We start from the raw sequence: 25,034 nt of genomic DNA, 5'->3' as shown, positions 1-25,034 counted from the left end.
GAAGGAACACAAGTATGGAACACTTGCTCGCTGCTGAATCGATACCAACCCTGGTGTTGGCGCTGATACTTGGCGCTGTTATTGGCAGCTTTTTAAATGTTGTTATTAGCCGGTTACCCATTCAGTTACAGCGACAGTGGCAGCGTGAATGTGCTGAAATGAACGGCACTCCATTAAAAGAACTGGATCACTTTTCTATTGCGGTTCCCGGCTCACACTGCCCTGAGTGTAAAACCTCTATAGCCTGGTACGACAATATACCGCTGCTGAGCTATTTGGTATTACGTGCCCGGTGTCGCCACTGCCAGACTCATATTCCGCTAACCTACTGGCTGGTTGAGCTTATCAGTTGTGTGGCCTTTGGACTGGTTGCCTGGTACTTTGGTTTTAGTCTTACAGCCCTGGTTTATGTTGCGGTATTTTCGCTGCTCATCTGCCTGTTTGTTATTGACTGGAATCATCAGCTATTGCCCGATCAGTTAACCTATCCGCTGCTTTGGATTGCCTTGCTCTGGTCATTGTCACCTACCAGTGAACTCTCACCTGACTCCGCCATTATAGGCGCGGTAGCAGGATACCTGAGTCTATGGAGCATTTACTGGGCGTTCAAACTTGTTACCGGGAAGGAAGGAATGGGTTACGGCGATTTTAAACTGCTGGCGGCCATTACCGCTTTTACCGGTGCAACTTTGTTGCCGGTTACCATTCTTGCCAGTTCAGTTTGTGGTGCCATAGTGGGCTTAGTCATGATACGCGGCAAAGGCCGGTCACAGCCAATACCCTTTGGCCCGTTTTTAATTGGCGGCGGCATACTCAGCTACTTCTTTGGAACAGATTTACTCTTTAGTTACTGGCGCTGGTTAGGAGGCGTTTAAAATGACCTATGTTGTCGGTGTAACAGGAGGTATTGGTAGCGGCAAATCTGCAGCTACTGCTGAATTCGAAAAGCTGGGTATTACCGTCGTCGATGCCGATGTCGTGGCCCGTCAGGTTGTTATGCCGGGAACTCCCTGCCTGCAGGCTATTGCAGAGCACTTTGGAAACCAGTTATTGACTGAAGGTGGTGAGCTTAACCGCAAGGCGTTACGCCAAAGGGTCTTCTCTAACCCCCGGGAAAAGGAATGGCTGAATAAGTTGCTCCACCCCGCGATAAGACAAGAGCTCATCTCTCAGCTTGAACAAGCCGACTCTCCCTACGTGATTTTGTCAGCTCCCTTGTTGTTGGAAAACGGTCTGGAAAAATACTGCCAGCGAGTGCTGGTGGTTGATGTTCCTGAATCTTTGCAAATATCGCGAACTATCCAGCGCGATGACAGTCCTAAAAAAGAAGTGGAAGCTATTATGAAGGCACAGCTAAGCCGCAGCGAGCGGCTAGAAAAAGCAAATGATGTGCTAAACAATGATGGCAGTCTGGAACAGCTGAAACAGCAGGTACTTCAGTTACATCAGCGCTACCTGGCGGCAACCGTTGCACAGGAAAAGTAATACGCTATTATAGGAACAGAGTTCACCAATCGGCAATCGCATGGCATCGACTGATAAAGACAACATTCTCTACGAATACCCTCTTCAGGAGCGCATGCGAACCTATTTGCGATTGGAGCACGGCTTTGAGCAGCTAAAAGCCAGTCAACTTTGTTTTGAAGAACAAGCGGAACCCTTCTTTAACGCGTTATTCGCCGTTACCGAGCTACTGGAACGCTTTGATATTCGGACCGAACTCAGTAAAGATTTAGATCTCGATAAACAACGTTTGCAAAAATGGGAAGCGCATCCTGACGTTGACCGCGAAGCGTTGCGCAATACCATTCAGGAAATTGAGCAGTGTCTTAACCAGTTACAGGATATTCCAAAATACCTGCGACAACTTAAGGACGATGCCCTGCTAGCCAGTATCAGACAACGTTTTAGCCAACCCGGTATGAGTGGTTTATTTGAATTACCACAACTGCAGCTTTGGTTAAGCCAGTCCGCTGAAGATAAAGCCAAACAATGCGAAGAGTGGCGCAAGACCTTAGCTTTTGTGGAGTTAGCTATCACACTGAAGCTGACACTGTTACGCGAGCAATCTGTTTTTGTTCCCATGCAGCTACAAAATGGTTTCTTACAGGAAAGTTCGGATCAACTATTGGCAATGTTGCGCATTAAAGTTCCTCGCTCAGCCAATATTTACCCCGTCATTAGTGGGCACAGACAACGTTTTACGGTACGATTCATGCCCTTACCGGGGGAGAGTAATGAAACCTCCCTTCAAGACATTGAATTCGAAATCGCAAGGTGTAGTCCATGAGTGTTAGCGTTAACTGCCCAACCTGCCAAAAACAAGTTGAATGGTCAGAAAAATCACCCGCCCGCCCCTTTTGCAGTGAGCGTTGTAAACTGATTGATTTAGGTGAATGGGCTAACGAAGAGAAAAGTATTCCTGGCGAGCCTGTTGTCATTGCTAATGATGATTACAACAACGACGAACAGGATTATTAATAGGCGTTTAAAGACTGCATAATGCATTCAACAATGGGCTGGTTCGCTTCGGGAAACTGAAATGCGTCAAGTTGGTTTTTATCAACCCAACACCAGTCCTGACCTTCTAACTGACGCACTTCACCGTCGTAAGCAAGTACCCACCAGACATCGAGTAAGACCCGTTTATCTTTATACTGATGCTCGATAACTGTTAGTGGTGCCATATCGGTCACATCAATACCGCACTCTTCTTTTAGTTCGCGTTGCAGCGCTTGCTGGACATTCTCGGCAGCTTCGACTTTACCGCCCGGGAATTCCCATTTCCCACCCTGATGTTGTTCAGGATGACGTTGGGCTATAAAAATTTCACCCTGTTCATTCTCAATAACGCCCACTGCAACATGTACAGCAGGCGATGCTTCGGTTTTCATAGTAACCTACAGTTTACCGTGACAATGTTTGTACTTTTTACCAGAACCACAAGGGCAAGGTTCATTACGACCCACTTTGGCACCTTTACGAACAGGTTGCCCCTGTGCGTCAGCATTGTTTTGCTGAGTTGGCTCTTCTGCAGCGGGACCGCTTTGCTCATGGCGGAACTCACGAGGAGCACTATCCGCTGCCTTACGTTGTTCATCAACCGCATCGACGTCTTCCGGAGCCCGAACCTTAACCTTACTTAAAATGGTTACCACGTCGAGCTTCAATGCCTCCAGCATATCGGTAAAGAGCGCAAAGGCTTCTTTCTTGTATTCTTGCTGAGGGTTTTTCTGCGCATAGCCACGCAGGTGAATCCCCTGACGCAGGTGATCCATTGCCGCCAGGTGCTCTTTCCAGTGTTGGTCGAGGCTTTGCAGCATAATAGACTTTTCGAAACGGCGTAAAACTTCCGGCCCGACCATCTCTTCTTTTTCCTGATAGGACTCAACCAGCTTTTCCAGAACGCGTTCACGCAGAACTTCTTCGTGGAAATGCTCTTCCTCTTCCAGCCATTTTTGTAAGGGTACGTCTATGTGGAAGTCACCGCGCAGGCGCTCTTCCAGACCTTTTAAGTCCCATAACTCGGCTAAAGACTGAGGCGGAACATACTCGCTAATGACACTGTTGATAACATCTTCGCGAATAGCAACGATGGTCTCAGAAATATCGCCTTCATCCAGTAATTCATTGCGCTGTTCATAGACAACGCTGCGCTGATCATTGGCAACGTCATCGTACTCCAACAACTGCTTACGCACGTCAAAGTTACGGCCTTCCACTTTACGTTGAGCATTTTCAATGGCACGAGTTACCCAAGGGTGTTCAATTGCTTCGCCTTCTTTCATGCCTAAACGCTTCATCATGGTAGCCATTCGCTCTGAAGCGAAAATGCGCATGAGCGAATCTTCTAACGACAGATAGAAACGCGACGAACCCGGGTCACCCTGGCGACCGGCACGACCGCGCAGCTGGTTATCGATACGACGTGATTCGTGACGCTCAGTACCGATAATATGCAAACCACCGGCTTCAATAACAGCATCATGCAGTTTTTGCCATTCTTGCTTTATCTTTTCAATTTTCTCGTTGGTAGGCTCATCCAGCTTTTCAACTTCAGCCATCCAGCTACCACCTAACACGATATCGGTACCGCGACCGGCCATGTTGGTTGCGATAGTCACCGTACCCGGACGACCTGCCTGAGCGATGATATCGGCTTCTTTTTCGTGGAACTTGGCGTTTAATACCGCGTGAGGAATTTTCTTCTTCTTCAACAGGTTCGACAGCAGTTCAGAGTTTTCGATAGATACCGTACCCACCAATACCGGTCGTTTCTGCTTACGGCATTCTTCTATATCTTCCGCTATCGCTTCGTATTTCTCCAACGTAGTCAGATAGATAAGGTCTGCTCTGTCATCGCGGATCATAGGTTGGTTGGTTGGCAGTACGATAGTTTCCAAGCCGTAAATAGACTGGAACTCAAAAGCTTCAGTATCAGCTGTACCTGTCATACCCGCCAGTTTGTTATACAAACGGAAGTAATTCTGGAAAGTAATAGAAGCTAAGGTCTGGTTTTCATTTTGAATTGGAACGCCTTCTTTGGCCTCGACGGCCTGATGCAGACCTTCGGACCAGCGGCGGCCTTCCATAGTACGACCTGTATGTTCATCAACAATAACGATTTTGTCGTCTTTAATGATGTAATCAACGTCTTTCTGGAACAGGTGATGTGCACGTAATGCCGCATTAATGTGGTGCAGTAAGCTGATGTTGGCCGCCGAATACAGCGAATCGTCCGCTTCCAGCATGCCTTTTTCTTTCAACAGCTCTTCAATATGCTCTTGTCCGTGTTCGGTCAAATGCAGCTGCTTAGCTTTTTCATCGATAGTGAAGTCGCCGTCGCCTTTTTCTTCTTCCGTATCTTCTTTTTCCTGGCGCACCAAATTGGGAACCAGTTCATTCATTTTACGGTACATTTCCGAGCTGTCTTCGGCTGGCCCGGAAATAATAAGCGGTGTACGGGCTTCATCAATTAGAATTGAGTCAACTTCATCGACCAGAGCGTAGTTTAATTCGCGCTGGACTCTGTCCTGTGGAGCAAAAGCCATGTTGTCACGAAGATAGTCGAAGCCAAACTCGTTGTTGGTACCGTAGGTAATGTCTGCCTGATAAGCCGCTTTTTTATCTTCCGGTGCCATGCCCGGAATATTAAAGGCAACTGTCAGCCCCAGAAAGTCGAATAATGGCTGGTTGAACTCAGCGTCACGCTTTGCCAGATAGTCGTTCACCGTAATGATATGAACACCTTTACCAGGCAACGCATTTAAATAAGCTGGCAGGGTTGCAGTTAAGGTTTTACCTTCACCGGTTTTCATCTCAGCAATACGATTATCATTCAGTACCATGCCGCCAATAAGCTGCACGTCAAAATGACGCATACCAAAGACGCGCTTGCTGGCTTCACGAACCGTTGCAAAAGCTTCTGGTAAAATTTGATCTAAACGCTCACCGTCATTCAGGCGCTTTCGAAACTCCGTTGTTTTCTCTTTTAGCTCGGCATCACTTAACGCTTCAAACTCGGGTTCCAGCGAGTTGATTCGCTCAACGTCTTTCTTCATGGTTTTTAGAATGCGATCGTTGCGACTACCAAATACTTTTCGAAACAGACTGCCTAGCATGAGATTGATTTATCCTGTGTTACTTTCCTGAACAACAAAAGCGGTACCGAAGTACCGCCTACGTTCTAAATTAATTTACCGAGTTATTTTGAGTCAGCTTTGCGATACACAAATTGGTTCGGGTCAATTTGACGACCATTACGCAAAACTTCGTAATGAACGTGCGGGCCGGTAGAACGACCGCTACTACCCATTTCAGCAATTTGCTGGCCACGGGTGACAACATCCCCTACTGATACCGATAGCTTATCATTATGTCCGTAGCGCGTTTTTAAGCCACCGCCATGGTCAATTTCAACCAACATACCATAACCGTATCGGTCACCCGCCCAGGTCACTACACCTGCGCCGGTAGCAATAATCTTCACTTCTTCATTATAACTGGCAAAGTCTAACCCTTTGTGCATGGCTGGTGTGCCATTAAAAGGGTCCTTACGCACACCATATTGCGACGACAACCAACCATCTGAGATTGGGCGTCCCGCAATATAAGCATCATTATTAAGTTGGTGATTCATCATCACAGATTCAAGTAGTGATAGCTGTTTTTGTTTGTCAGAGATTTGCGACAGCATATCTTCAATTTCGCGAATAACGTCTGTACCTGAGCTTTGCGGCAACTCGGCAACTTCAATTTCCGGACCACCTATGGGCAGTTCCTGATTAAAATTAAACTCGCCGTTATCCAAATTGGCAACGCCAGCTAAACGTTCACCCAGAGCATCCAGACGACGCATTTGAGCTCTTAATTCACCCAGGTATACCGTCATTGCACCCAAACGCTTTTGGGTATCCTCTTTCAGGTCTTTTAATGCTTGCTCTTGTAAGACAAGCTTTTTCTGCTCTGCAGAAATTTTTGATTGCGCCAGTTCAGGATCGATTCCCTGATACTGCCATGGCTGCCAACTGGCAAGTCCGATAAAAGCAGCAATGCCAACATAGGACAAAAACCGACGTCGACTTAACCGAATACGAAAACGTACTTTGGAGCCTCGATAAAAGACTGATAAACTCATCTGAACTCTCTTATTATTTGCCTACTACGCAATTATGTCACGACATCCGAAAACCCCATCAGAATGGCTCCGTTCCGGACAACGGACTTTGTCGACAACATTACGACACTATGCACAGTTTGCCGCCCAACTTTCGCATTGGCAACAATTGTTTCAACAATGCGTTGATAAAAACACCAACCAACACTGCCAATTGCTGAATATCCGTGATGGTCAAATGATCATTCAGGTGGATAACGGTAGTTGGGCAACCCGGCTAAAACTTCAGCAAGCGGCCATTATAACGCATTTTCGTGACAATGCGACGGTCCCGGTACAGAGCCTTTCTATTAAGGTGTCTCCGTCAATGAACAGTTTTCAGAAAACGATTAAAAATCAGAAAGATTCAAGCAGTGCGGAGCGTTTGCTGGCAATGGCGGAAGGCTGCGACGAGCCGTTGAAATCGGAGTTAAAAGCGTTGGCGGCAAAGTTTACCGCCAACGATAAAGACTAAGCTGTGGTTGTTGCTGGTGACCAAAAGGCGATAGGCGCTTTTTCCTGCTCACCGTCAAAGGTCACAAATTCCCACGCAGATTCTTGCGCTAATAAAGCCTGAAGTAACTGGTTATTCAGTGCATGCCCTGACTTATAAGCACGCAGGTGACCCAGAATACTGTGTCCCCCCATGTACAAGTCACCAATAGCGTCCAACATTTTATGTTTTACGAACTCATCGTCGTAACGTAAGCCGTCACTGTTGAGAATGCGGAATTCATCCAGCACAACGGCGTTATCAAAACTGCCGCCCAGTGCCAGGTTGTTTTCCCGTAAAAATTCAATGTCTTTCATGAAGCCAAAGGTACGGGCACGACTAATTTCTTTTATAAAGGCATTAGCACTAAAATCGATGCTGACTGTTTGCCCTGTGTCTGCAATAGCCGGGTGTTCAAAGTCGATAGCAAAGTCGATACGGAAACCATCGTGGGGTAGCAGTTCCGCCCACTTATCACCGTCTTCGACACGTACCGGCTGTTTGATCCGGATGAACTTTTTCGCTGCTGACTGCTCTTCAATACCCGCGCTTTGTAGCAGGTAAACAAACGGGTGCGAGCTGCCGTCCATAATTGGAATTTCATGCGAGTCGACTTCGATTATCGCGTTATCAATTCCAACGCCGGCCAGCGCAGCGAGCAAATGCTCGACGGTAGAGATGCGAACGTTTTCTTCGTTGATAAGACAGGTACACAGCTGCGTATCACGCACCCAGTCGGCCCGTGCTGGAATATCCACCACAGGATCAAGGTCCACACGACGGAATATCAAACCGGTATTAGCCGGCGCAGGACGTAAAGTAAGGTTTACTTTATTGCCTTTGTGCAGCCCAACACCCGTGGTTGATATTGCTTGCTGTAATGTACGTTGCTTAATCATGGTACTTGTTCACCTACCTTTTCTATTCGGTTCGCCCTGGCTGACGCCAAAGCGGCCGCATATTATACGACATTTGTCATGGTTCGATCAAATTTTACGCATACTTACACAGAGTTACGCCAAATTAGTCGACCTGTTTTCGTAAAAATGCCGGAATATCCAGGTAATCGAGTTCTTTATCCTGTTTAGCTTTGGCAGCAGGCTGACGTTTTGGTTCAGCTTTTGCTTCCGCTTGAACTTCTTCCTGCTCTTCGTAACGAGGAGCCGCCGCACCACGGTCTATATCACTGCTACGATATGCCGGCTGAGGTTCGCGCTTAGGCGCAGCCTGGCTGGTATTGTTCACCAGAGAAATATCCGGTTTACGCTCAGCCCCGATGCCGGTTGCAACAACAGTAACGCGCAGTTCGTCGGACATTTCGGTATCGATAACGGTACCAACTATCACTGTAGCGTTATCTGAGGCGAAGGCTTTAACCGTATTACCGACGGTATCGAGCTCTTCAATGCTCATATCCATACCAGCAGTAACGTTAATTAATACGCCACGAGCACCAGACAAGTCGATGTCTTCCAGTAACGGGCTGTTAATTGCCATTTCGGCCGCTTCCTGCGCACGGTCTTCACCGCTGGCAACACCGGTACCCATCATGGCCGTACCCATTTCCTTCATAACCGCGCGAACGTCGGCAAAGTCAACGTTGATAAGACCCGGACGAGTAATCAGCTCGGCAATACCCTGAACCGCACCCAACAATACGTTGTTTGCTGCGCTGAAGGCATCCAGCAAGCTGGTTCCACGACCCATAACTTTAAGCAATTTCTCGTTTGGAATGGTAATTAACGAGTCGACACTTTGTGCCAGTGCGTTAATACCTTCGTCGGCTACAGCCATGCGCTTTTTCCCTTCAAACGGGAAAGGCTTGGTCACAACGGCAACAGTCAGAATGCCCAGTTCTTTGGCAACTTCAGCAACCACAGGTGCTGCACCGGTTCCGGTACCACCGCCCATGCCAGCTGCAATAAAGACCATATCAGCGCCTTCTAAGTGGACTTTGATGTTCTCGCGGTCCTCTTCTGCCGACTGGCGACCCACTTCAGGGTTGGCGCCAGCGCCAAGACCTTTAGTAATGTCCTGCCCTAATTGAATGGTGACATCTGCCGTATGATTACGCAGAGCCTGCGCATCGGTATTGGCTGCAATAAACTGCACACCTTCAATTGATTCTTTTACCATGTGCTGAACAGCGTTTCCGCCGCCACCACCGACGCCAATCACCTTAATGACGGCTTCGCTTTCATAATTGTCCATCAGTTCGAACATAATAATTCTCCCTACCTGCTTTTAACGTGCTACCCCAAGTTAAAACTCACCTTTGAACCAACTCTGCACTTTTTGCCAGAGTCCGATCACGTCAGTTTTAGAGCTTTCTTTTTGTGACACAGCGGCATCTTCCTGCCCATACCGTAACAGTCCCACCGCTGTGGCATAAACCGGATCTTCGACGTAATCCCGCAGGCCTTTCATGCCCAGAGGAACGCCGATACGAACCGGCATTTGAAAAATTTCTTCAGCAAAATCGACGCAGCCTTCCATTTTGGCGCTACCGCCTGTGATAACTACGCCGGCTGCTATTTGCTCATCTAACCCGCTTTGCTGGATCTCGTCCCTGACCAGCTCAAACAATTCCTGATAACGTGGCTCTACCACTTCCGACAAGGTATGACGTGACATCACCCGTGACGGACGCCCACCCACCGACGGCACTTCAATGGTGTCTTCCATACTGACCATTTGCCGCAGCGCACAAGCGTGCTTGGTCTTAATTTCTTCCGCGTGGTTGGTCGGTGTACGGAAAATTTTGGCAATGTCACTGGTGACCTGATTGCCCGCCGCAGGAATAACTGCGGTATGACGCAATACACCGCCCGCATATATACAAATATCAATGGTCCCGCCGCCTAAATCGACCAGCGCTACACCTAAATCTTTTTCGTCATCGGTCAGTACCGAGATGCTGGATGCCAGCGCTGAGAAAATGAGTTTGTCCACCGACAACCCGCAGCGCTCAACCGCTTTTATGATGTTTTTCGCCATGTCATTCGCACAGGTAATAATGTGCACTTTAGACTCCATGCGAACACCCGACATGCCAATTGGGCTGCGAATGCTTTCCTGGGAGTCAATGACGTACTCCTGCGGTAACACATGCAAAATACGACGCTCTTTTGCAATAGGTACTGACTGTGCGGCGTGAATCACGCTGTCGACATCGTCCTGTGTCACTTCAGCTTCGTTAATCGGTACCATGCCACTTTCGTTCTGGCAGGAAATATGACGGCCGGAAATGTTCAGGTACACCGATGCCACGCGACAGTCAGCCATCAGTTCGGCTTCATCAACAGCACGCTGGACCGACTGAACAACCAGGTTAAGGTCGTTAACGCCGCCTTTGTCCATACCACGCGAGGTCGCTGTACCAACGCCAACAACGCTGATCTCATTATCTGGCAGCAATTCGCCAATAAGCGCCGTCACTTTGCTGGTACCTATATCCAGACCTACAACCATATTGTGTTCCGATGTTTTCGACATAACCGTCTAACTCTCACTTTTTGCTTCACGCCAGGCCACTGCAGCCCCGGTGTCATATCGTAAATCCACAGTATCGATTTCGTTGTTTTTACTTTTTTCATGTTCAACGATGCTGGGAAACACATCGATAAACCGTTTTATTCTCTCTAGCGTTGCTTCGCGCCCCAATTTCACTTCAATTCCCTGAGCTAAAACTACGCTCACGGCAAATCGCTCTGTTAACCTTAGTGCCCTTACCTGAAAGCCATTCACTGCCAACATTTGCTGCACCCGGTTAAATTCTTTCCAGGTTTCCTCTACGGCGTTTTCCGGCCCAAACAACTGCGGCAAAGCCGTATCCACTTGTTCTATATTTGCCCGAAAAACATCACTTTGCTCATTTATCAGGCGATCACCGTTCCACATGGCTACCGGTTTGTGTTCCGTCACATAAACCGACAATTTGTCAGGCCAGACTTTGCGAATCGAGACTTTTTGTATCCAGGGCAACTGCTCTACCCGGCGCCTTAATTCGTTCACATCTGCCGTAAAAAAACTTCCCAACGGTTCTGCCGTTAAGGCCTTTCTGACCTCTTCGTTGGCGGTATACTGCAACTCGCCTTGTACATTTAATTCAGCTAAAGGTACTTGCTGTTCGTCAGTCAGCACCTGGTTTAACTGATAAATACCAACCAAGGCACCTGCTATAGTCAGGCATAGCACTGTCACACCCGACCAAAAGTTCACAGAACGCAGGCGCTGTTCAGCTGCCATCATCAGCGCTCCAGTGTTTGCGCTAAAATGCGCTCCACTAAATCGTTAAAACTTAATCCGGCGGCTTTTGCAGCCATAGGTACCAGGCTCTTTTCGGTCATGCCCGGAACGGTATTGGCTTCGAGTAAGAACCAGTCGCCATTGCCGCTGCGCATAACATCGATACGCCCCCAACCACTCGCTCCAATCGCTGAAAATGCCCGCTCAGCCAAGCTACGAAGTTTCGCTTCGTCTTCATCACTTAACCCGGCAGGACAGTGATACTGCGTGTCATTCGCCTGGTACTTCGCCTCAAAGTCGTAAAACTCATGCGGTGTCTGCAGACGAATAACAGGTAAAGCATTTCCGTCTAGCAGGCCGATGGTGTACTCAGGGCCTTCAATCCACTGCTCAACCAGAATGTCGTCATCAAACTGTGCCGCGTGCTTTAAAGCTGCCGCCAGTCGCGGTGCGCTATCGGCACTGCTCATACCAATGGATGAGCCTTCGCGAGCCGGCTTAACGATGACGCGCCCACCAAGCTCCAACAACAGGGCCTCGGCGTTCACTTGTTCTATTTCATCTTGGGTAATGACCCGCCAGCTGGCTGTCGGTAACCCCAAAGCGTGCCAAATTTGTTTGCAACGCACCTTATCCATACCCAGAGCACAGCCAAGAACGTCACTACCGGTATAAGGGATTCCCAGCACTTGCAGTGCACCCTGCATAGCGCCATCTTCGCCACCACGCCCATGCAGCGCGATAAATACACGTTCGTAGCCATCATCAACCAGTTCTTGCAGGCTGTGTGCTGCCGGATCAAACGCGTGCGCATCAATACCTTTAGCCACTAAGCCTTTTAATACGGCCATTCCCGATTTTAGCGAGACATCTCGCTCGGCCGAGCTTCCGCCCAGCATGACAGCGACTTTACCAAAGGTCTCAGCGTTCATTGCTCAGCACCTCCGTCGCTATGTTTTTTGCCAGCGCACCAATGTTTCCGGCTCCCTGAGTTAACAGCAGGTCACCAGCGGCCAAAACCGACTCCAGCACCTCAGGCATATCATCTACTGTGGCGACATAGATAGGGTCTATTTGACCTCGCTGTCGTATCGAGCGACATAAAGAACGACTGTCCGCTCCACTAACCGGGGTCTCTCCTGCGCTATAAACTTCCAGCATCAGCAGCACATCAACTTGCGAAAGCACGTTGACGAAGTCCTCATATAAGTCACGTGTCCGTGAATATCGGTGTGGCTGAAATGCCATTACCAGACGACGCTCAGGCCAGCCTTCGCGAGCGGCCTGTATGGTCGCCGCAACCTCAGACGGATGATGCCCGTAGTCATCCACCAACATGACTTCACCTTCGTTTTTACCCGGTACAGGAAAGTTTCCGTAATGCTGAAAACGCCGTCCAATACCTTCAAATTTATTTAACGCCGACTGAATTGCCTGGTCATTAATGCCTTCGTCCGTAGCTACTGCTACCGCTGCCAGTGCATTCAGTACATTGTGCTTGCCCGGCAGATTAAGGCAGACATCTAATGGCTGCAGGCCTTTCCGTAAAATGGTAAAGCAGCTCTCACTGGCGGTTTGCTTATAGTTAATAGCCCGAATATCTGCGGCTTCACTAAAGCCGTAAGTCATGGTCTGACGACCCAGGCGCGGAATTAAGTCGGCTACCACAGGATCATCCACACACATAACCGCTAAACCATAAAATGGCAGGTTATGCAGAAACTCAACGTAGGTGTCCAATAACTTATTAAAGTCACCTTCGTAGGTGTCCATATGGTCCGCTTCAATGTTGGTCACTATGGCGACCATCGGCTGTAAATGCAGGAACGACGCGTCGCTCTCGTCGGCCTCAGCAATCAGGTACTTACTGTTACCTAACCGGGCATTAGAGCCGGCACTGTTCAGCAAACCTCCGATAACAAAAGTTGGATCGCGATCCGCTTCAGCAAAAATACTGGCCACCAATGAGGTGGTTGTAGTTTTACCGTGTGTTCCGGCTACTGCAATACCGTGACGGAAGCGCATGAGCTCGGCCAGCATCTCTGCACGGCGGACAACCGGCACACGTAACTGGTGAGCGGCAATGAGCTCCGCGTTATCCGTTTTAATAGCGCTGGACACCACAACCACACTGGCACCTTCAATATTTTCGGCCATATGGCCTAACACGACCGTCGCACCCAGACTGCGCAGACGCTCGGTATTGGTATTCTCAGCGATGTCGGAGCCCGATATCTGGTACCCCTGGTTCAACAGAACTTCCGCAATACCCGCCATACCGGCGCCGCCGATACCAACGAAGTGTATTCGCTGTACCCGGCGCATTTCCGGTACGTTCACAATTGTAAATGGCTGTGCGTTGGTTGCGGTCATGCTAGTCATCGCTCTTTTTATATTCCATACATTCATTTGCTAGTCGTTGCGTTGCCTCTGGCATAGCGCACTGACGAGCGAAACGCGCCATTGTCCACAGTTGTTGCCTGTCATGCAATAAACGTTTTAATTGTTGCTGCAATGCACCTTTGGTAACTTCAGTTTGCGGTACTAAAACTGCCGCACCACGGCTTTCCAGGACTTTCGCATTTGCCGTTTGGTGGTCATCTACCGCGTGAGGCAGAGGTACCAGAATGGACGCGACGCCCATAACAGCCAGTTCAGAAATGGTTAAAGCTCCCGCACGACATATCACCAGATCGGCCCGGCTAAAGGCTTCGCCCATATCATCAATAAATTCAGCTACGGTAAGCGCTTTTAGAGCCGGCGCATTCCCGTACGCTTTTTCTGTGGCATCTTCACGGCCCACACCGCACTGATGCACCACATTTAGCTCTACACCATCTAATGCTTTGACGGCTTCCGGTACCGCTTCGTTCAATACCTGCGCCCCTAAACTGCCACCAACCACCAATAAATTTAATTCATCGGTCATTTTTGAGTTGTCGGGCTGTTCAGCTGCTTGCTTCAATAAACCGCTGCGCAAAGGGTTACCCACCACCGGATAGCGTTTCCACTGCGGCAAAGCAACAGGCAGGCCAAGCAGGACTTTGTCGGCTTTTGGCGCCAGCAAACGCGTGGTCATACCCGGAATGGCATTTTGTTCATGCACCACTAATGGCACACCGCAGAGTTTTGCTGCTAAGCCCATTGGGGCACAAACGTAACCACCAAAGGTGGCGACCACCTGCGGCTGAAGCGTTTTAAGTAAACGTCGACACTGCAAAACTGCTTTCGCTAAAGTAAATGGCATTAACAGCTTTCTTTTCAGGCCATGACCGCGCACCCCGGTCATACTAATACTGTGTAAAGCAAAGCCCGCCGCCGGAATAACACGGCTTTCCAAACGCCCTTCCTGAGTACCAAGCCAGTCAACTTGCCAGCCGTTATTCCGCATTTCTTCAGCCACGGCTAAAGCCGGGAAGATATGTCCGCCGGTACCTGCGGCTGCGATTAGAACGCGGTTCATTCAGCACCTCCGCGCGGCGCAACTTTGCGACCCGTCATGCGGCGCTCGTGGTCAATCCGTAATAACAAACCAACGGCTAACGCCGACACAATCAGGCTGTTACCGCCATAACTGACCATGGGCAGGGTTAACCCTTTCGTTGGCAGCGCACCAGAAGCAACGCCAATATTCACGAAGGCCTGAATACTGAACCAAACGCTGATACCGTATGCGAGGTATCCACCATAGCGCTGTTCCAGCATTAAACAGCGACGACCAATAACTAATGCCCGCCAAACCAGCATAAGTACAGTAGCAATGACAGCCAGAACACCTAAGAAACCAAGTTCCTCGGCAATAACTGCCATAATAAAATCGGTATGAGCTTCAGGCAGATACTGAAGTTTCTGAATACTGTTACCCAGGCCTGCACCACTAAACTGCCCTTGTCCAAAGGCAATAAGCGACTGCATTAACTGATAACCGGCACCAAAAGGGTCTTTTTCCGGTTCTAAGAACGTTAATAGTCGCTGCATTCGGTAGGGCTCAACAATAATCAAAAGAATGAGCGCCAACACGCAGGTAAGAAATACCGCGAAGAACTGCCATAATCGGGCACCGGCCAGGAACAGCATAGCGACAGTGGTCGCCGACAGAACCACAACAGTACCGAAGTCTGGCTGCATCAACAGCAGCACTGCCGCAATAAACAGCAGGAATAATGGCTTAATAAAGCCTTTGGCGGCTTCGCGCACTTCGTCTTCACGACGGGACAAATAACTGGCCATGTAAATACAGAAAAATAATTTAGCCATTTCTGCAGACTGAATAGTGATAGGCCCCACTTTTATCCAACGCTGTGAGCCATTCACCTCGTGGCCGATAATCAACACCAGCAATAACATCATCAAGCCAATAAGTAGTAGCTTACCGCTGTGCAAATTCCAGCTTTGCGTAGGAACCCTCAAGGTCGCCAGCATAATCACTAAGCTGATAACAATATAAACGCCGTGACGTATCGCAAAATGAAAAGGGTTACCGGTTAGCCGCTCGGCTGTTGGTAGCGAGGCTGATGTCACCATAATAAAGCCAAAAGCCAGTAACGACATGGCAAGAACAAACAGCACCCGGTCGTAAAGAGGCTCACTGGTTGTTCCCCGGAACCAGTCGAATAGCTGTTGTAACCGAGTATTGGCTTGGCTCTCAGGTATTTCGAGATTCAGTTGTTCTTCACGCACTGTCGACATAAAGCGCCTCCACTGCCTGACGGAAACTCTCGCCACGATGCTCGAAATTATCAAACTGATCGAAACTGGCACAGGCCGGAGACAGCAGAACCATATCCCCTGCCTGAACGAGAGAGGATGCCAGCTCAACAGCCTGCTGCAGACTCTTAACCTGACGCGAGCCGTTGAACAGCTGCCCCAAACGAGGACCGTCTTCGCCTATAGTCAGCAAAATATCGACGCGCTCCAGAGTTGACTGTAGCTCCCGGAAGTCCGCACCTTTGCCATGGCCTCCGGCAATAAGCAATAGACGTCCATTAACCGTTGGCCGAAGGCCTTCGACGGCCGCTGCCGTTGCCCCAATATTGGTTGCTTTTGAGTCATTAACCCATAATACATCACCGTCACTGCTGACGAGTTCACAACGGTGAGGCAAGCCGCTAAATTCTTTCACTGCGCGGGCTGCTTGCTCGACATCAATTGAAATGCCCTCACACAACGCAAGAGCAGCCTGCACATTGATTAAGTTATGAATGCCCTGCAGTTTTAACTGATCGGCGCGGAGCACAACATTACCGCGGTAAGTAACTGCCACCGGACCACTGGAGCGATCAACATTGCCGGACAATAGCCCAAAATGCTGGGGATGAGCGTCATCGCCAAAACTCATTAAATTACCGGTAATTGGATGTGGCCAGGTGTCCTGCTGCTGTCGGTTTAATACCCAGGTCTTCGCGTTAGTAAAAATGCGCTGTTTGGCTTTAACATACTCTTCTATGGTGCCGTAGCGATCCATGTGATCGGCACTAATATTCAGAAGTGCCGCAGCTTTTAGATTTAAACTACTTACAGACTCCAGTTGAAAGCTGGACAGTTCCAGCATGACAGCGTCAGGCTGCTCTTTTTGTTGCAGTAATTCCAGCACCGGCAGACCAATATTGCCGGCTGCAACCACATTCTTACCGCATTTCTGAGCAATAAACTCAACCATTCGGGTAACAGTGGATTTACCGTTAGAACCGGTTACTGCAATGACGGGTAAATTCGACTCTTGAGCAAAAAGTTCGACGTCGCCAACCACCGGAATATTTGCATCCCGGGCTAAAACGATAGGTTCTTCGCGCAGATCAATGCCCGGACTTGTAATAATTAAGTCAGCCGCCAGCGTGTCTTCCAACTCCCAGCGACGATTCAGGAATTCAGTATCGCCCAATATTTGTTTGGCTTCGTCGAGACCAGGAGGATTACTGCGCGAATCGAATACCCGAATCTGAACATTTGCCAGTTTTTTGTCCTGTTGCTTTTTATTTTGTAAATAGCGCAGCACAGAAACCCCGGTCTTTCCAAGACCGAGGACAACAATGTGTTTCATATTCTGCCAGGCTATCTTTTTCATTATTTTTTAACGCAACTTCAAGGTTGCGAGTCCTATCAGTACAAAAATTAACGACAATATCCAGAAACGCACAATGACTCGTGGCTCAGGCCAACCTTTTAATTCGTAGTGGTGGTGAATTGGCGCCATGCGGAAAACACGTTTGCCCCGCAGTTTGTAAGAGCCCACCTGCAGCATCACGGAAACCGTTTCCATGACAAATACGCCGCCCATAATAAACAGTACCAACTCCTGGCGGACCAGTATCGCGATAATGCCAAGTGCAGCGCCTAAGGCCAGAGAGCCTACATCGCCCATAAATACCAGTGCCGGATAAGTGTTGAACCATAGAAACCCCAGCCCAGCACCAACAATAGCGGTGCAGACCACCAACAATTCGGCGGTTAAGGGTAAATAAGGAATTTGCAGATATTCAGCAAAGTTCACGTTGCCGGAAACATAAGCAAAAATGCCCAATGCTGCGGCAACCATAATGGTCGGCATAATCGCCAGCCCATCTAAGCCATCAGTGAGGTTCACCGCATTGCTGGTACCGACAATGACAAAATAGGCCATCAACAAATAAAGCATGCCCAGTTGCGGCATAACGTCTTTAAAGAAAGGAACAATCAGTGCCGTCTCGGCGCCCTGAGTGCTGCTCCAGTAAAGGTAGACCGCTGCGATACTGGCAATAACCGACTGCCAGAAGTACTTCCATTTGGCGATTAAACCTTTCGGATCTTTGCGCACTACTTTGCGGTAGTCATCAACAAAACCCACAATGCCAAAGCCGGTGATTACTAATAACACAACCCATACATAGCGATTCTCCAGGTCGGCCCAGAGTAGTGATGAACCCAGCACCGCCGCTAGTATCAAGACACCGCCCATGGTCGGTGTACCGCTTTTACTTAGATGGCTTTCGGGGCCATCGTCCCGTACCGTTTGTCCTATCTGCAGACGTTGCAAACGGCGAATTAATGTTGGTCCTAACCACAATGACAAAACTAAAGCGGTTAAAACGCTCAGTATTGCCCGTAAGGTCAAGTAGGAAAACACGTTAAACGCGCTTTCAAACTGGGTTAGGTACTCCGCCAACCAAACTAACATGCGTGCTTTTCCTCTGTGCTGTCATCAACTGTGACAGCCTGCTGTATTGCTGCAACAACGCGCTCCATATGTGCAGAGCGTGAGCCTTTAACCAGCACTGTGACAGGCTGTTTACCTGTCTGTTCTGTAAGTCTTTGTAAAACAGAGTCAACCAGGGACTGCAAGCTTCCAAAGTGCTTGCCGCCATTGCCGTTAAAGACTTCGCTGGCACTTTGGCTGAGTACGCCCAGGCTATATAAATTGTTGATACCGGAGCCAATAGCATGCTCACCAATTTCTTCGTGATAGGCTCTTGCATCAGCTCCTAGTTCGCCCATGTCTCCAAGGACAAAAATTCGATAACCCTTGTAGCTTCCAAGCAAATCGAGAGCGGCTTTGGTGGAAGCAACGCTGGCGTTGTATGTGTCGTCAATGATACGTAAGTGATCACTCACTTTTATGCTAGTTAAACGCCCTTTTGCCGGTTGAACCTTCTCTAAACCGGTAACAATATCATCCAGAGATATCCCCAATTCGCTGGCCGCAGCCGACGCAGAAAGCGCATTTAAGACGTTGTGCTGACCGCTCAATTTTAAAGTCAGTTGTCGGGCTTCCCCATTTAAATGAAGCGTAAATGACGGGTGTCCTTCTCCATTAAGAGTGATATCTGTGGCAAACACGTCCGAACTGTCGGTTAAACCAAAGGTTTTCCAGTTCATATTAGTGCAAGCGCGCTCCCAGCATGGGTAAAACTCGGAATCGCGGGGGGTAACAGCCGTTCCCTGGCTCCCCACTCCACGGAAAATTTCAGTTTTCGCACGAGCTACGCCGTGTAAACTGCCAAAACCTTCAACGTGTGCAGCACTTACGTTATTTAGAATAGCGACGTCGGGCTTGACCAGATTAGTGGTGTAGCCTATTTCTCCGGGGTGATTCGCTCCCAGCTCAACCACCGCGTATTTATGTTGTTCTTCCAGTCGCAGCAGAGTCAAAGGAACACCAATGTCGTTATTAAAGTTGCCCTGAGTCGCCAATACCGGATGACGAATTGATAAAATGGCCGCCAGCATTTCTTTTACTGTGGTTTTACCATTACTGCCGGTAACCGCGATGGTTCTCGGAGCAACCCTGGCTTTCACCGCTGCGCCCAGGCGTCCTAGTGCATGGCGGCTGTTCTCGACAATAATTTGCCGACAGTCAATGTCCTGCTGCTTTTCGCAAATAACGGCAGCAGCACCTTTGGCTATAGCTTGCTCAACGAAGTCGTGCGCATCAAAGTTCTTTCCTTTTAAGGCAATGAAAAGTGCGTCCTGCAGATCCGCACGCGTATCCGTTGATACTTTGTCTATTTTACAATCAGAGCCAACCAGGCGGCCTTCCACCTGTTCCGCGATCCACTCCAGTGATACTGAAATCATGCGCAGTCTCCTTGCAGCCATTCACTCACGACTGCTCTTTCGTTGTAATCCACACGTTGGGTGCCGATAACCTGATAGTCTTCATGTCCCTTGCCTGCCAGCAGAACAACATCGTCTTGCGCTGCTTCCTGCATGGCTTTTATCACTGCTTCGCGGCGGCCGGGCCAGACTTTAACCCGCTCTTTATCCGCAATACCTGTCAGAATGTCTTCGATAATCTGTTGCGCTGGCTCAGTTCTTGGATTGTCGTCTGTAACAACCACGACGTCGGCGTAGTCTGCAGCGACTTTGCCCATTTGTGGGCGTTTACCCCGGTCACGGTCGCCACCGCAGCCAAACACGCACCATAAACGACCTTTGCAGTGCAGCCGCAAAGCACTTAATACCTGGTGTAAAGCGTCTGGTGTGTGCGCATAGTCAACCACCACTAATGGCGACTGCTTGTTATGAAAAGCTTCCATGCGCCCGGGAACCGGTAGCAAATTGCGGCAAGCCTGGCCAATTTCCGCCAGAGGCTTATTGAACTTCAATAAAACCGCTACAGCACACAGCAGGTTATAAACATTAAAGCGCCCCAGTAGAGGTGTCTCAACGGTGCAGGATTCGCCCTGCCAATTGATCTGAAATACTGAGCCTTGCTCATGGAACTGAAGCCCCGTTGCACGCAAGCACGGTTCTACCGAGCTATCATTAAGGCTTATCCATAGATCCGCTAAGTTGTCTTTATGCCACTGACTCAGGGTGTCGTCATCGGCATTAACTATTCGGTTTTGCACACCAAAGTCGGCGAATAGTCGTTGTTTCGCTGCAACGTAATTTTCCATGGTGCCATGGTAATCCAGATGGTCACGGCTGATGTTGGTAATAGCGGCCGCGGAAAAGTGCAGTGCTTCGACACGGCGCTGAATCAAAGCGTGCGAAGACACTTCCATAGCCACAAGCTCTGCGCCTTCTGCAAGTAATGTCGCCAGTCGGTGTTGCACGGTAACTGCATCTGGAGTCGTATGCCGTTCAGGCAACAAACGTCCGATAAGCCCACTACCTGTGGTACCAATAACCGCCGCTTCCATGCCCAGAGCTTTTGCCAACTGAGCCATAATATGAGTGACCGATGTTTTCCCGTTAGTTCCGGTAACACCAACCAGCTGCATTTTCTCTGACGGGTGACCAAAAAAGGTGCCTGCAATATGTGACAAGTGCTCGCGCACACCGCTAAAGCCGACCACCACAGCACCTCGGCGGTGTTCCAGCGCAAGTCCGGGCGCTTCAGCAATAACCGCTACCGCGCCGGCATCTATAGCGGCATCAATATAAGCCCGTCCATCGGTTTCATAACCAGGGATCGCAACAAATACGTCGCCGTTTGCAACCTGCCTGCTATCTAATTTTATTCCACTGACAGTAACATCCGGAATAGCGAATGAAGCGGGTAGCATGGTTAATAACTCAGCCAGTTTCATCATTCATCACTCCCGAAGCCAGCAGCACGAACTCGAGTGTCTTCAATGTTATCTGGCGCGACATTCAGCAGACGCATGGTCTGAGACACAATTTTTGAGAATACGGGTGCCGCCGCTGTACCGCCATAGTAGTCATCGGTACCCGGCTCATTTATGGTGACCACAACAACAATTTTCGGGTCGCTGACCGGCGCAATGCCAGCAAATAAAGCAACATACTCGTCGCCGTAACCACCACCGGTCTTCGTTTTTCTTGTTGTCCCGGTTTTGCCCGCTACACGATACCCCGGAACCTGAGCTGCTTTGGCCGTGCCGTCTCGCACCACCTCTTCCATCATATGCATAACAGCTCTCGTGTTATCCGGATTAAACACCTGCTCAGCGGGTAACGGTGACTCCTGACGGAATATTGTAAGCGGCCGTTTCAAACCACCGTTTGCAATAATGTTATAGGCATTCGCCAGCTGCAGAGTCGTTGCTGACAGCCCGTAGCCGTATGAAAGCGTCGCAATTTCAAATTCAGACCAGCGGCGACGATCGCCTAAAATGCCGATACTTTCCCCCAATAGAGCAATGCCGGTATCGTTACCAAAGCCTGCGTCGGCATAGGTTTGCAATAGTGGTTCAATGCCCAAATCCAGAGCTATTTTGGTCACCCCAACATTGGAGGAATGTTTCAGCACCTCGGTCAACGACAGTTCGCCATAGTTGCGAGGGTCACTGACGCGACGTCCGCCAATTCTCAACCAGCCCGGGCTGGTATCAATGCTATCGCCCGCTTTGTGTCGGCCATTCTCTAGCGCACTGAGAATCACCAGAGGTTTCATCGTTGAGCCTGGTTCGTAGCTGTCAGTTACCGCACGGTTACGCATTCTGAAAGACTGCAATTCCGCACGGTTGTTTGGGTTAAAGGACGGGCTATTGACCATAGCCAGAACTTCACCGGTTTCGACATTAAGCACTACTGCCGAGCCTGAAGTTGCCTGATTGTAGCGCACGGTTTTTTTCAGTTCGGTGTAAGCAGTTGCCTGAACACGTTGGTCGATACTCAGTGTCAGCTGTTTTGGTTGTTGTGCGTCTGTCTGACTAATTTCTTCAACAACCCGCCCTTGCGCGTCCTTGCGATAAACTCGTTTGCCCGGTGTGCCGGTTAAGTGTTCGTCGTACAATAATTCGAGGCCTTCTTGGCCTGCACCGTCGATATCGGTCAGCCCAATTAAATGAGCGCTGATTTCACCTGTTGGATAATAGCGCCGAGACTCAGTTTTTAAATACACACCCGGTATTTTCAATTGTTTCACGTAATCCGCTTCTGACGGCGTCACTTTTCGCTGTAGATAAACAAAGCGTTTTGACTCATCGTCCACTTTGCTCACCAGCTCATTGCGATTCATGCGGAAGGTTTCCGCGAGAGCCTGCCAGCGACGCTCGTCTGCCAACGCATCTTTTTCTGCAATTCGCTTGGGATCTGCCCACACGGTTTCTACCGGAACGCTGACCGCCAGTTCTCTGCCATTGCGATCAACAATGGTTCCTCGTTCAACCGCAACACTGGCTGACCTTAAACTGCGCATATCGCCCTGCAGCGAAAACGCATCGGGACTAATGACCTGAATATAGGCAGCACGTGCAATGAGTACGGAAAAAACACCGAACAGTAAAAACACTGCGGTATAAAAACGCCAGCGAGTGCCAGCTGGCTCTGCACGTTTTTTGCGACGAGTCACTGCCATGAGACAAGTACCTCCTGCTCTGGCGCAACGTCACGCATACCAAGCTGTTCCTGCGCGATACGCTCCACTCGACTGTGTTCAGTCAGCGAGTTCTGCTCAATCACAAGGTGCCGCCACTCTCTGTCCAGAGTGTCGCGATACGAGAGTAAGTCGTCGCGCTCAGCAGTTAATTGCCGATTCAAATGCGCGATATAAACAATGCTTAGTGCATTAACAATAACCACCACGCTCAGCAACACTATCCACTTATGTTGTAGCAGATCTTGAAGTAACATTTTGGTCAGGCTTGGGTAACGCTGTTTAGTCATTGCGAACCCTCCTGGCAATACGCAGCACAGAGCTACGTGAACGCGGATTTTCCTGGACTTCTGCCTTGCCCGGTTTAATCGCTTTACCCACTTTTTCCAATGTTTTGTCTTTATTCCGTTCGGCTTCAGTTACTGGTAAGCCCGGCGGCAACTGCTTGCCCTCGCTGTGTTTACGGATAAAGCGTTTAACTAAGCGATCTTCCAGGCTATGGAAGCTAATAACCACCAACCGCCCGTCTTCTTTCAAACCAGAAAGTGACGCTTCGAGAGCTTGTTCTATTTGCTCTAACTCGCGGTTGATATGAATTCGTATGGCCTGAAATGTGCGCGTTGCCGGGTGTTTCTGCTTTTCTTTTACCGGGCTCACACGGGCAATCATTTCCGCAAGCTGCTTCGTGCGGGTGAAAGGCTTTTTCTCGCGGTCCATAACTATGGCACTGGCGATACGGCGAGCAAAACGTTCCTCACCATACTCTTTAAGAACCCAACTAATGTCGTCTTTTTCTGCACGATTAAGCCATTCAGCCGCTGTTTCGCCGCTAGTGGTGTTCATCCGCATATCCAGCGGACCGTCACGCATAAAGCTAAAGCCTCGCTCAGCATCGTCCAATTGTGGGGAGGAGACACCAAGGTCAAATAAAATACCCGTCACTTGCTGGTTCAGTTGCAAGTCATCAAGCACCTGTTGCAGGTTTGAGAAAGGAGTGTGGATAATTTGAAAACGGGGGTCGTCTTCGAAGGATTTTGCCGCAGCAATGGCCTCAGGGTCCTGGTCAAGAGCAATTACCCGGGCCTTGTCACCTAACTGATTAAGAAGCGCACGTGTATGTCCGCCACGACCAAATGTGGCGTCAATATATGTGCCTTGCGGATCAGTCGCTAATGCTTGTATCGACTCTTCCAGTAGCACCGAAACGTGTTGCGGTGACGTTGTTATCATTATAATGAAAAGTCTTCTAGTCGTTCGTTGAGAGTAAAGTCACCTTCGCGTTCAACATCCATATCTTGCGCCACTTGTTCATGCCAGGCGTCTTCATCCCAAACTTCAAATTTATTCAGCTGCCCGACAAGCATCAGTTTTTTTTCTAAACCGGCGTGTTGTCTCAATGGAGCTGACAATAACAGACGACCGTTTTTATCCATTTCACAGTCGTCGGCATGGCCTAACAGAAGCCGCTGTAAGCGACGTTCTGCGGGGTTCATACTGGATAATCGAGTGAGTTTTTGTTCTATGATTTGCCACTCAGGAAGCGGGTACAGCAAAAGGCACGGTTGCTTAATATCAATCGTGCAGACCATTTTGCCTTCACAGTCTAATGACAACGCATGACGGTACTTGGCCGGTATGGCCAAACGTCCTTTGCTATCCAGACTTAATGTTGTTGCACCTCGGAACATGATCCCACCTGATCATTGTGATCCACTATTATCCACAAATCCCCACAATGTTACAGTCTAGGTGTCACTGTTTCCCACTGTCAAGAAAAAACCTCTTTATTTGTCAGGGCTTCACAGAAATTTACATTAAGCGCTTGATGCAACGTGCAAAATAGTTTTTCCGCTATGGGTTGTGCGATTTTTATGCGA

The 25,034-nt window shown here is 49.2% G+C and carries 24 protein-coding genes; 5 read left to right on the top strand and 19 right to left on the bottom strand.

Annotated features, from left to right (window positions below):
* Positions 1-14: 14 nt before the first annotated feature.
* From VBY75_RS08050 to yacG, 4 genes are read left to right on the top strand one after another with little or no spacing between them, the layout of a single operon-like run.
* Positions 15-875 (top strand): prepilin peptidase, encoded by an 861-nt coding sequence (locus tag VBY75_RS08050; protein ID WP_416511911.1) that lies wholly within the window; start codon positions 15-17, stop codon positions 873-875.
* 1 nt (position 876) lies between these two features.
* Entirely contained in the window at positions 877-1,485 is a 609-nt protein-coding gene (gene coaE, locus VBY75_RS08045; protein ID WP_222236442.1) for a dephospho-CoA kinase, read from the top strand.
* 40 nt (positions 1,486-1,525) lie between these two features.
* Positions 1,526-2,290, top strand: coding sequence for a cell division protein ZapD (gene zapD / locus VBY75_RS08040; protein WP_416511908.1), 765 nt, complete (start codon positions 1,526-1,528; stop codon positions 2,288-2,290).
* The gene (yacG, locus tag VBY75_RS08035; protein WP_199494227.1) at positions 2,287-2,481 is read left to right on the top strand and encodes a DNA gyrase inhibitor YacG; all 195 of its coding nucleotides are present in this window, start codon (positions 2,287-2,289) and stop codon (positions 2,479-2,481) included. Before zapD ends, yacG begins: the two co-directional genes overlap by 4 nt.
* On the opposite strand, the gene mutT is transcribed toward yacG, so the two are convergent.
* From mutT to VBY75_RS08020, 3 genes are all read right to left on the bottom strand, one after another.
* The gene (gene mutT / locus VBY75_RS08030; RefSeq protein WP_199494228.1) at positions 2,478-2,894 is read right to left on the bottom strand and encodes an 8-oxo-dGTP diphosphatase MutT; all 417 of its coding nucleotides are present in this window, start codon (positions 2,892-2,894) and stop codon (positions 2,478-2,480) included. The genes yacG and mutT overlap by 4 nt on opposite strands.
* Before the next feature lie 6 nt (positions 2,895-2,900).
* A complete protein-coding gene (secA, locus tag VBY75_RS08025) occupies positions 2,901-5,621 on the bottom strand; it encodes a preprotein translocase subunit SecA (RefSeq protein WP_416511906.1) in 2,721 nt (906 codons plus the stop codon).
* A gap of 83 nt (positions 5,622-5,704) precedes the next feature.
* Positions 5,705-6,637, bottom strand: a complete 933-nt coding sequence (locus tag VBY75_RS08020; protein WP_222236438.1) for a M23 family metallopeptidase — start codon at positions 6,635-6,637, stop codon at positions 5,705-5,707.
* An 88-nt stretch (positions 6,638-6,725) separates the two neighbouring features.
* On the opposite strand from VBY75_RS08020, the gene VBY75_RS08015 reads away from it, so the two are divergent.
* Positions 6,726-7,130: a DUF721 domain-containing protein gene (locus tag VBY75_RS08015; protein WP_224797845.1), complete on the top strand. Its 405-nt coding sequence runs from the start codon at positions 6,726-6,728 to the stop codon at positions 7,128-7,130.
* On the opposite strand, the gene lpxC is transcribed toward VBY75_RS08015, so the two are convergent.
* From lpxC to mraZ, 16 genes are all read right to left on the bottom strand, one after another.
* Positions 7,127-8,047, bottom strand: a complete 921-nt coding sequence (gene lpxC, locus VBY75_RS08010) for a UDP-3-O-acyl-N-acetylglucosamine deacetylase (protein WP_054489884.1) — start codon at positions 8,045-8,047, stop codon at positions 7,127-7,129. The two genes, VBY75_RS08015 and lpxC, sit on opposite strands and share 4 nt — an antisense overlap.
* A 124-nt stretch (positions 8,048-8,171) precedes the next feature.
* Positions 8,172-9,371, bottom strand: a complete 1,200-nt coding sequence (ftsZ, locus tag VBY75_RS08005) for a cell division protein FtsZ (protein WP_054489882.1) — start codon at positions 9,369-9,371, stop codon at positions 8,172-8,174.
* Positions 9,372-9,410: 39 nt separating this feature from the next.
* Entirely contained in the window at positions 9,411-10,643 is a 1,233-nt protein-coding gene (gene ftsA, locus VBY75_RS08000) for a cell division protein FtsA (RefSeq protein ID WP_054489880.1), read from the bottom strand.
* A gap of 6 nt (positions 10,644-10,649) precedes the next feature.
* Positions 10,650-11,399 carry an FtsQ-type POTRA domain-containing protein gene (locus tag VBY75_RS07995; protein WP_224797842.1) on the bottom strand — a complete coding sequence of 250 codons (750 nt, stop codon included), beginning with the start codon at positions 11,397-11,399 and terminating at the stop codon, positions 10,650-10,652.
* A complete protein-coding gene (locus VBY75_RS07990; RefSeq protein WP_416511901.1) occupies positions 11,399-12,328 on the bottom strand; it encodes a D-alanine--D-alanine ligase in 930 nt (309 codons plus the stop codon). Before VBY75_RS07990 ends, VBY75_RS07995 begins: the two co-directional genes overlap by 1 nt.
* The gene (gene murC, locus VBY75_RS07985) at positions 12,318-13,778 is read right to left on the bottom strand and encodes a UDP-N-acetylmuramate--L-alanine ligase (RefSeq protein WP_416511899.1); all 1,461 of its coding nucleotides are present in this window, start codon (positions 13,776-13,778) and stop codon (positions 12,318-12,320) included. Before murC ends, VBY75_RS07990 begins: the two co-directional genes overlap by 11 nt.
* Positions 13,771-14,859, bottom strand: coding sequence for an undecaprenyldiphospho-muramoylpentapeptide beta-N-acetylglucosaminyltransferase (gene murG / locus VBY75_RS07980; protein ID WP_271331847.1), 1,089 nt, complete (start codon positions 14,857-14,859; stop codon positions 13,771-13,773). The genes murC and murG overlap by 8 nt, the downstream gene beginning before the upstream one ends.
* Positions 14,856-16,085, bottom strand: a complete 1,230-nt coding sequence (gene ftsW / locus VBY75_RS07975) for a putative lipid II flippase FtsW (RefSeq protein ID WP_199494235.1) — start codon at positions 16,083-16,085, stop codon at positions 14,856-14,858. Before ftsW ends, murG begins: the two co-directional genes overlap by 4 nt.
* Entirely contained in the window at positions 16,069-17,460 is a 1,392-nt protein-coding gene (gene murD / locus VBY75_RS07970; protein WP_416511897.1) for a UDP-N-acetylmuramoyl-L-alanine--D-glutamate ligase, read from the bottom strand. Before murD ends, ftsW begins: the two co-directional genes overlap by 17 nt.
* Before the next feature lie 6 nt (positions 17,461-17,466).
* The gene (gene mraY / locus VBY75_RS07965) at positions 17,467-18,549 is read right to left on the bottom strand and encodes a phospho-N-acetylmuramoyl-pentapeptide-transferase (protein ID WP_278358265.1); all 1,083 of its coding nucleotides are present in this window, start codon (positions 18,547-18,549) and stop codon (positions 17,467-17,469) included.
* Positions 18,543-19,946, bottom strand: coding sequence for a UDP-N-acetylmuramoyl-tripeptide--D-alanyl-D-alanine ligase (locus VBY75_RS07960; RefSeq protein WP_416511894.1), 1,404 nt, complete (start codon positions 19,944-19,946; stop codon positions 18,543-18,545). Before VBY75_RS07960 ends, mraY begins: the two co-directional genes overlap by 7 nt.
* The gene (gene murE / locus VBY75_RS07955; protein ID WP_224797834.1) at positions 19,943-21,409 is read right to left on the bottom strand and encodes a UDP-N-acetylmuramoyl-L-alanyl-D-glutamate--2,6-diaminopimelate ligase; all 1,467 of its coding nucleotides are present in this window, start codon (positions 21,407-21,409) and stop codon (positions 19,943-19,945) included. Before murE ends, VBY75_RS07960 begins: the two co-directional genes overlap by 4 nt.
* The gene (locus VBY75_RS07950; RefSeq protein ID WP_416511892.1) at positions 21,406-23,139 is read right to left on the bottom strand and encodes a peptidoglycan D,D-transpeptidase FtsI family protein; all 1,734 of its coding nucleotides are present in this window, start codon (positions 23,137-23,139) and stop codon (positions 21,406-21,408) included. Before VBY75_RS07950 ends, murE begins: the two co-directional genes overlap by 4 nt.
* On the bottom strand, positions 23,130-23,447 hold the full coding sequence (ftsL, locus tag VBY75_RS07945; protein ID WP_199494239.1) for a cell division protein FtsL: 318 nt from the start codon (positions 23,445-23,447) through the stop codon (positions 23,130-23,132). Before ftsL ends, VBY75_RS07950 begins: the two co-directional genes overlap by 10 nt.
* Positions 23,440-24,387 carry a 16S rRNA (cytosine(1402)-N(4))-methyltransferase RsmH gene (gene rsmH / locus VBY75_RS07940; RefSeq protein WP_416511890.1) on the bottom strand — a complete coding sequence of 316 codons (948 nt, stop codon included), beginning with the start codon at positions 24,385-24,387 and terminating at the stop codon, positions 23,440-23,442. The genes ftsL and rsmH overlap by 8 nt, the downstream gene beginning before the upstream one ends.
* The gene (gene mraZ, locus VBY75_RS07935) at positions 24,387-24,845 is read right to left on the bottom strand and encodes a division/cell wall cluster transcriptional repressor MraZ (RefSeq protein ID WP_199494241.1); all 459 of its coding nucleotides are present in this window, start codon (positions 24,843-24,845) and stop codon (positions 24,387-24,389) included. Before mraZ ends, rsmH begins: the two co-directional genes overlap by 1 nt.
* Between the last annotated feature and the right edge of the window lie 189 nt (positions 24,846-25,034).

The organism is Idiomarina sp. HB (genome assembly GCF_048059115.1).
GTDB classification, from domain to species: Bacteria; Pseudomonadota; Gammaproteobacteria; order Enterobacterales; family Alteromonadaceae; genus Idiomarina; species Idiomarina abyssalis.
Note: the sequence above shows the minus strand (reverse complement) of the source record. Positions and strands in the feature narration are given on the sequence as shown.

Excerpts from the sequence above, each read along its gene's own strand:
- VBY75_RS08050 (WP_416511911.1), top strand. The coding sequence starts at position 15 with ATGGAACACTTGCTCGCTGCTGAATCGATACCAACCCTGGTGTTGGCG.
- coaE (WP_222236442.1), top strand. The coding sequence starts at position 877 with ATGACCTATGTTGTCGGTGTAACAGGAGGTATTGGTAGCGGCAAATCT.
- zapD (WP_416511908.1), top strand. The coding sequence starts at position 1,526 with ATGGCATCGACTGATAAAGACAACATTCTCTACGAATACCCTCTTCAG.
- yacG (WP_199494227.1), top strand. The coding sequence starts at position 2,287 with ATGAGTGTTAGCGTTAACTGCCCAACCTGCCAAAAACAAGTTGAATGG.
- mutT (WP_199494228.1), bottom strand. The coding sequence starts at position 2,894 with ATGAAAACCGAAGCATCGCCTGCTGTACATGTTGCAGTGGGCGTTATT.
- secA (WP_416511906.1), bottom strand. The coding sequence starts at position 5,621 with ATGCTAGGCAGTCTGTTTCGAAAAGTATTTGGTAGTCGCAACGATCGC.
- VBY75_RS08020 (WP_222236438.1), bottom strand. The coding sequence starts at position 6,637 with ATGAGTTTATCAGTCTTTTATCGAGGCTCCAAAGTACGTTTTCGTATT.
- lpxC (WP_054489884.1), bottom strand. The coding sequence starts at position 8,047 with ATGATTAAGCAACGTACATTACAGCAAGCAATATCAACCACGGGTGTT.
- ftsZ (WP_054489882.1), bottom strand. The coding sequence starts at position 9,371 with ATGTTCGAACTGATGGACAATTATGAAAGCGAAGCCGTCATTAAGGTG.
- ftsA (WP_054489880.1), bottom strand. The coding sequence starts at position 10,643 with ATGTCGAAAACATCGGAACACAATATGGTTGTAGGTCTGGATATAGGT.
- VBY75_RS07995 (WP_224797842.1), bottom strand. The coding sequence starts at position 11,399 with ATGATGGCAGCTGAACAGCGCCTGCGTTCTGTGAACTTTTGGTCGGGT.
- VBY75_RS07990 (WP_416511901.1), bottom strand. The coding sequence starts at position 12,328 with ATGAACGCTGAGACCTTTGGTAAAGTCGCTGTCATGCTGGGCGGAAGC.
- murC (WP_416511899.1), bottom strand. The coding sequence starts at position 13,778 with ATGACTAGCATGACCGCAACCAACGCACAGCCATTTACAATTGTGAAC.
- murG (WP_271331847.1), bottom strand. The coding sequence starts at position 14,859 with ATGAACCGCGTTCTAATCGCAGCCGCAGGTACCGGCGGACATATCTTC.
- ftsW (WP_199494235.1), bottom strand. The coding sequence starts at position 16,085 with ATGTCGACAGTGCGTGAAGAACAACTGAATCTCGAAATACCTGAGAGC.
- murD (WP_416511897.1), bottom strand. The coding sequence starts at position 17,460 with ATGAAAAAGATAGCCTGGCAGAATATGAAACACATTGTTGTCCTCGGT.
- mraY (WP_278358265.1), bottom strand. The coding sequence starts at position 18,549 with ATGTTAGTTTGGTTGGCGGAGTACCTAACCCAGTTTGAAAGCGCGTTT.
- VBY75_RS07960 (WP_416511894.1), bottom strand. The coding sequence starts at position 19,946 with ATGATTTCAGTATCACTGGAGTGGATCGCGGAACAGGTGGAAGGCCGC.
- murE (WP_224797834.1), bottom strand. The coding sequence starts at position 21,409 with ATGATGAAACTGGCTGAGTTATTAACCATGCTACCCGCTTCATTCGCT.
- VBY75_RS07950 (WP_416511892.1), bottom strand. The coding sequence starts at position 23,139 with ATGGCAGTGACTCGTCGCAAAAAACGTGCAGAGCCAGCTGGCACTCGC.
- ftsL (WP_199494239.1), bottom strand. The coding sequence starts at position 23,447 with ATGACTAAACAGCGTTACCCAAGCCTGACCAAAATGTTACTTCAAGAT.
- rsmH (WP_416511890.1), bottom strand. The coding sequence starts at position 24,387 with ATGATAACAACGTCACCGCAACACGTTTCGGTGCTACTGGAAGAGTCG.
- mraZ (WP_199494241.1), bottom strand. The coding sequence starts at position 24,845 with ATGTTCCGAGGTGCAACAACATTAAGTCTGGATAGCAAAGGACGTTTG.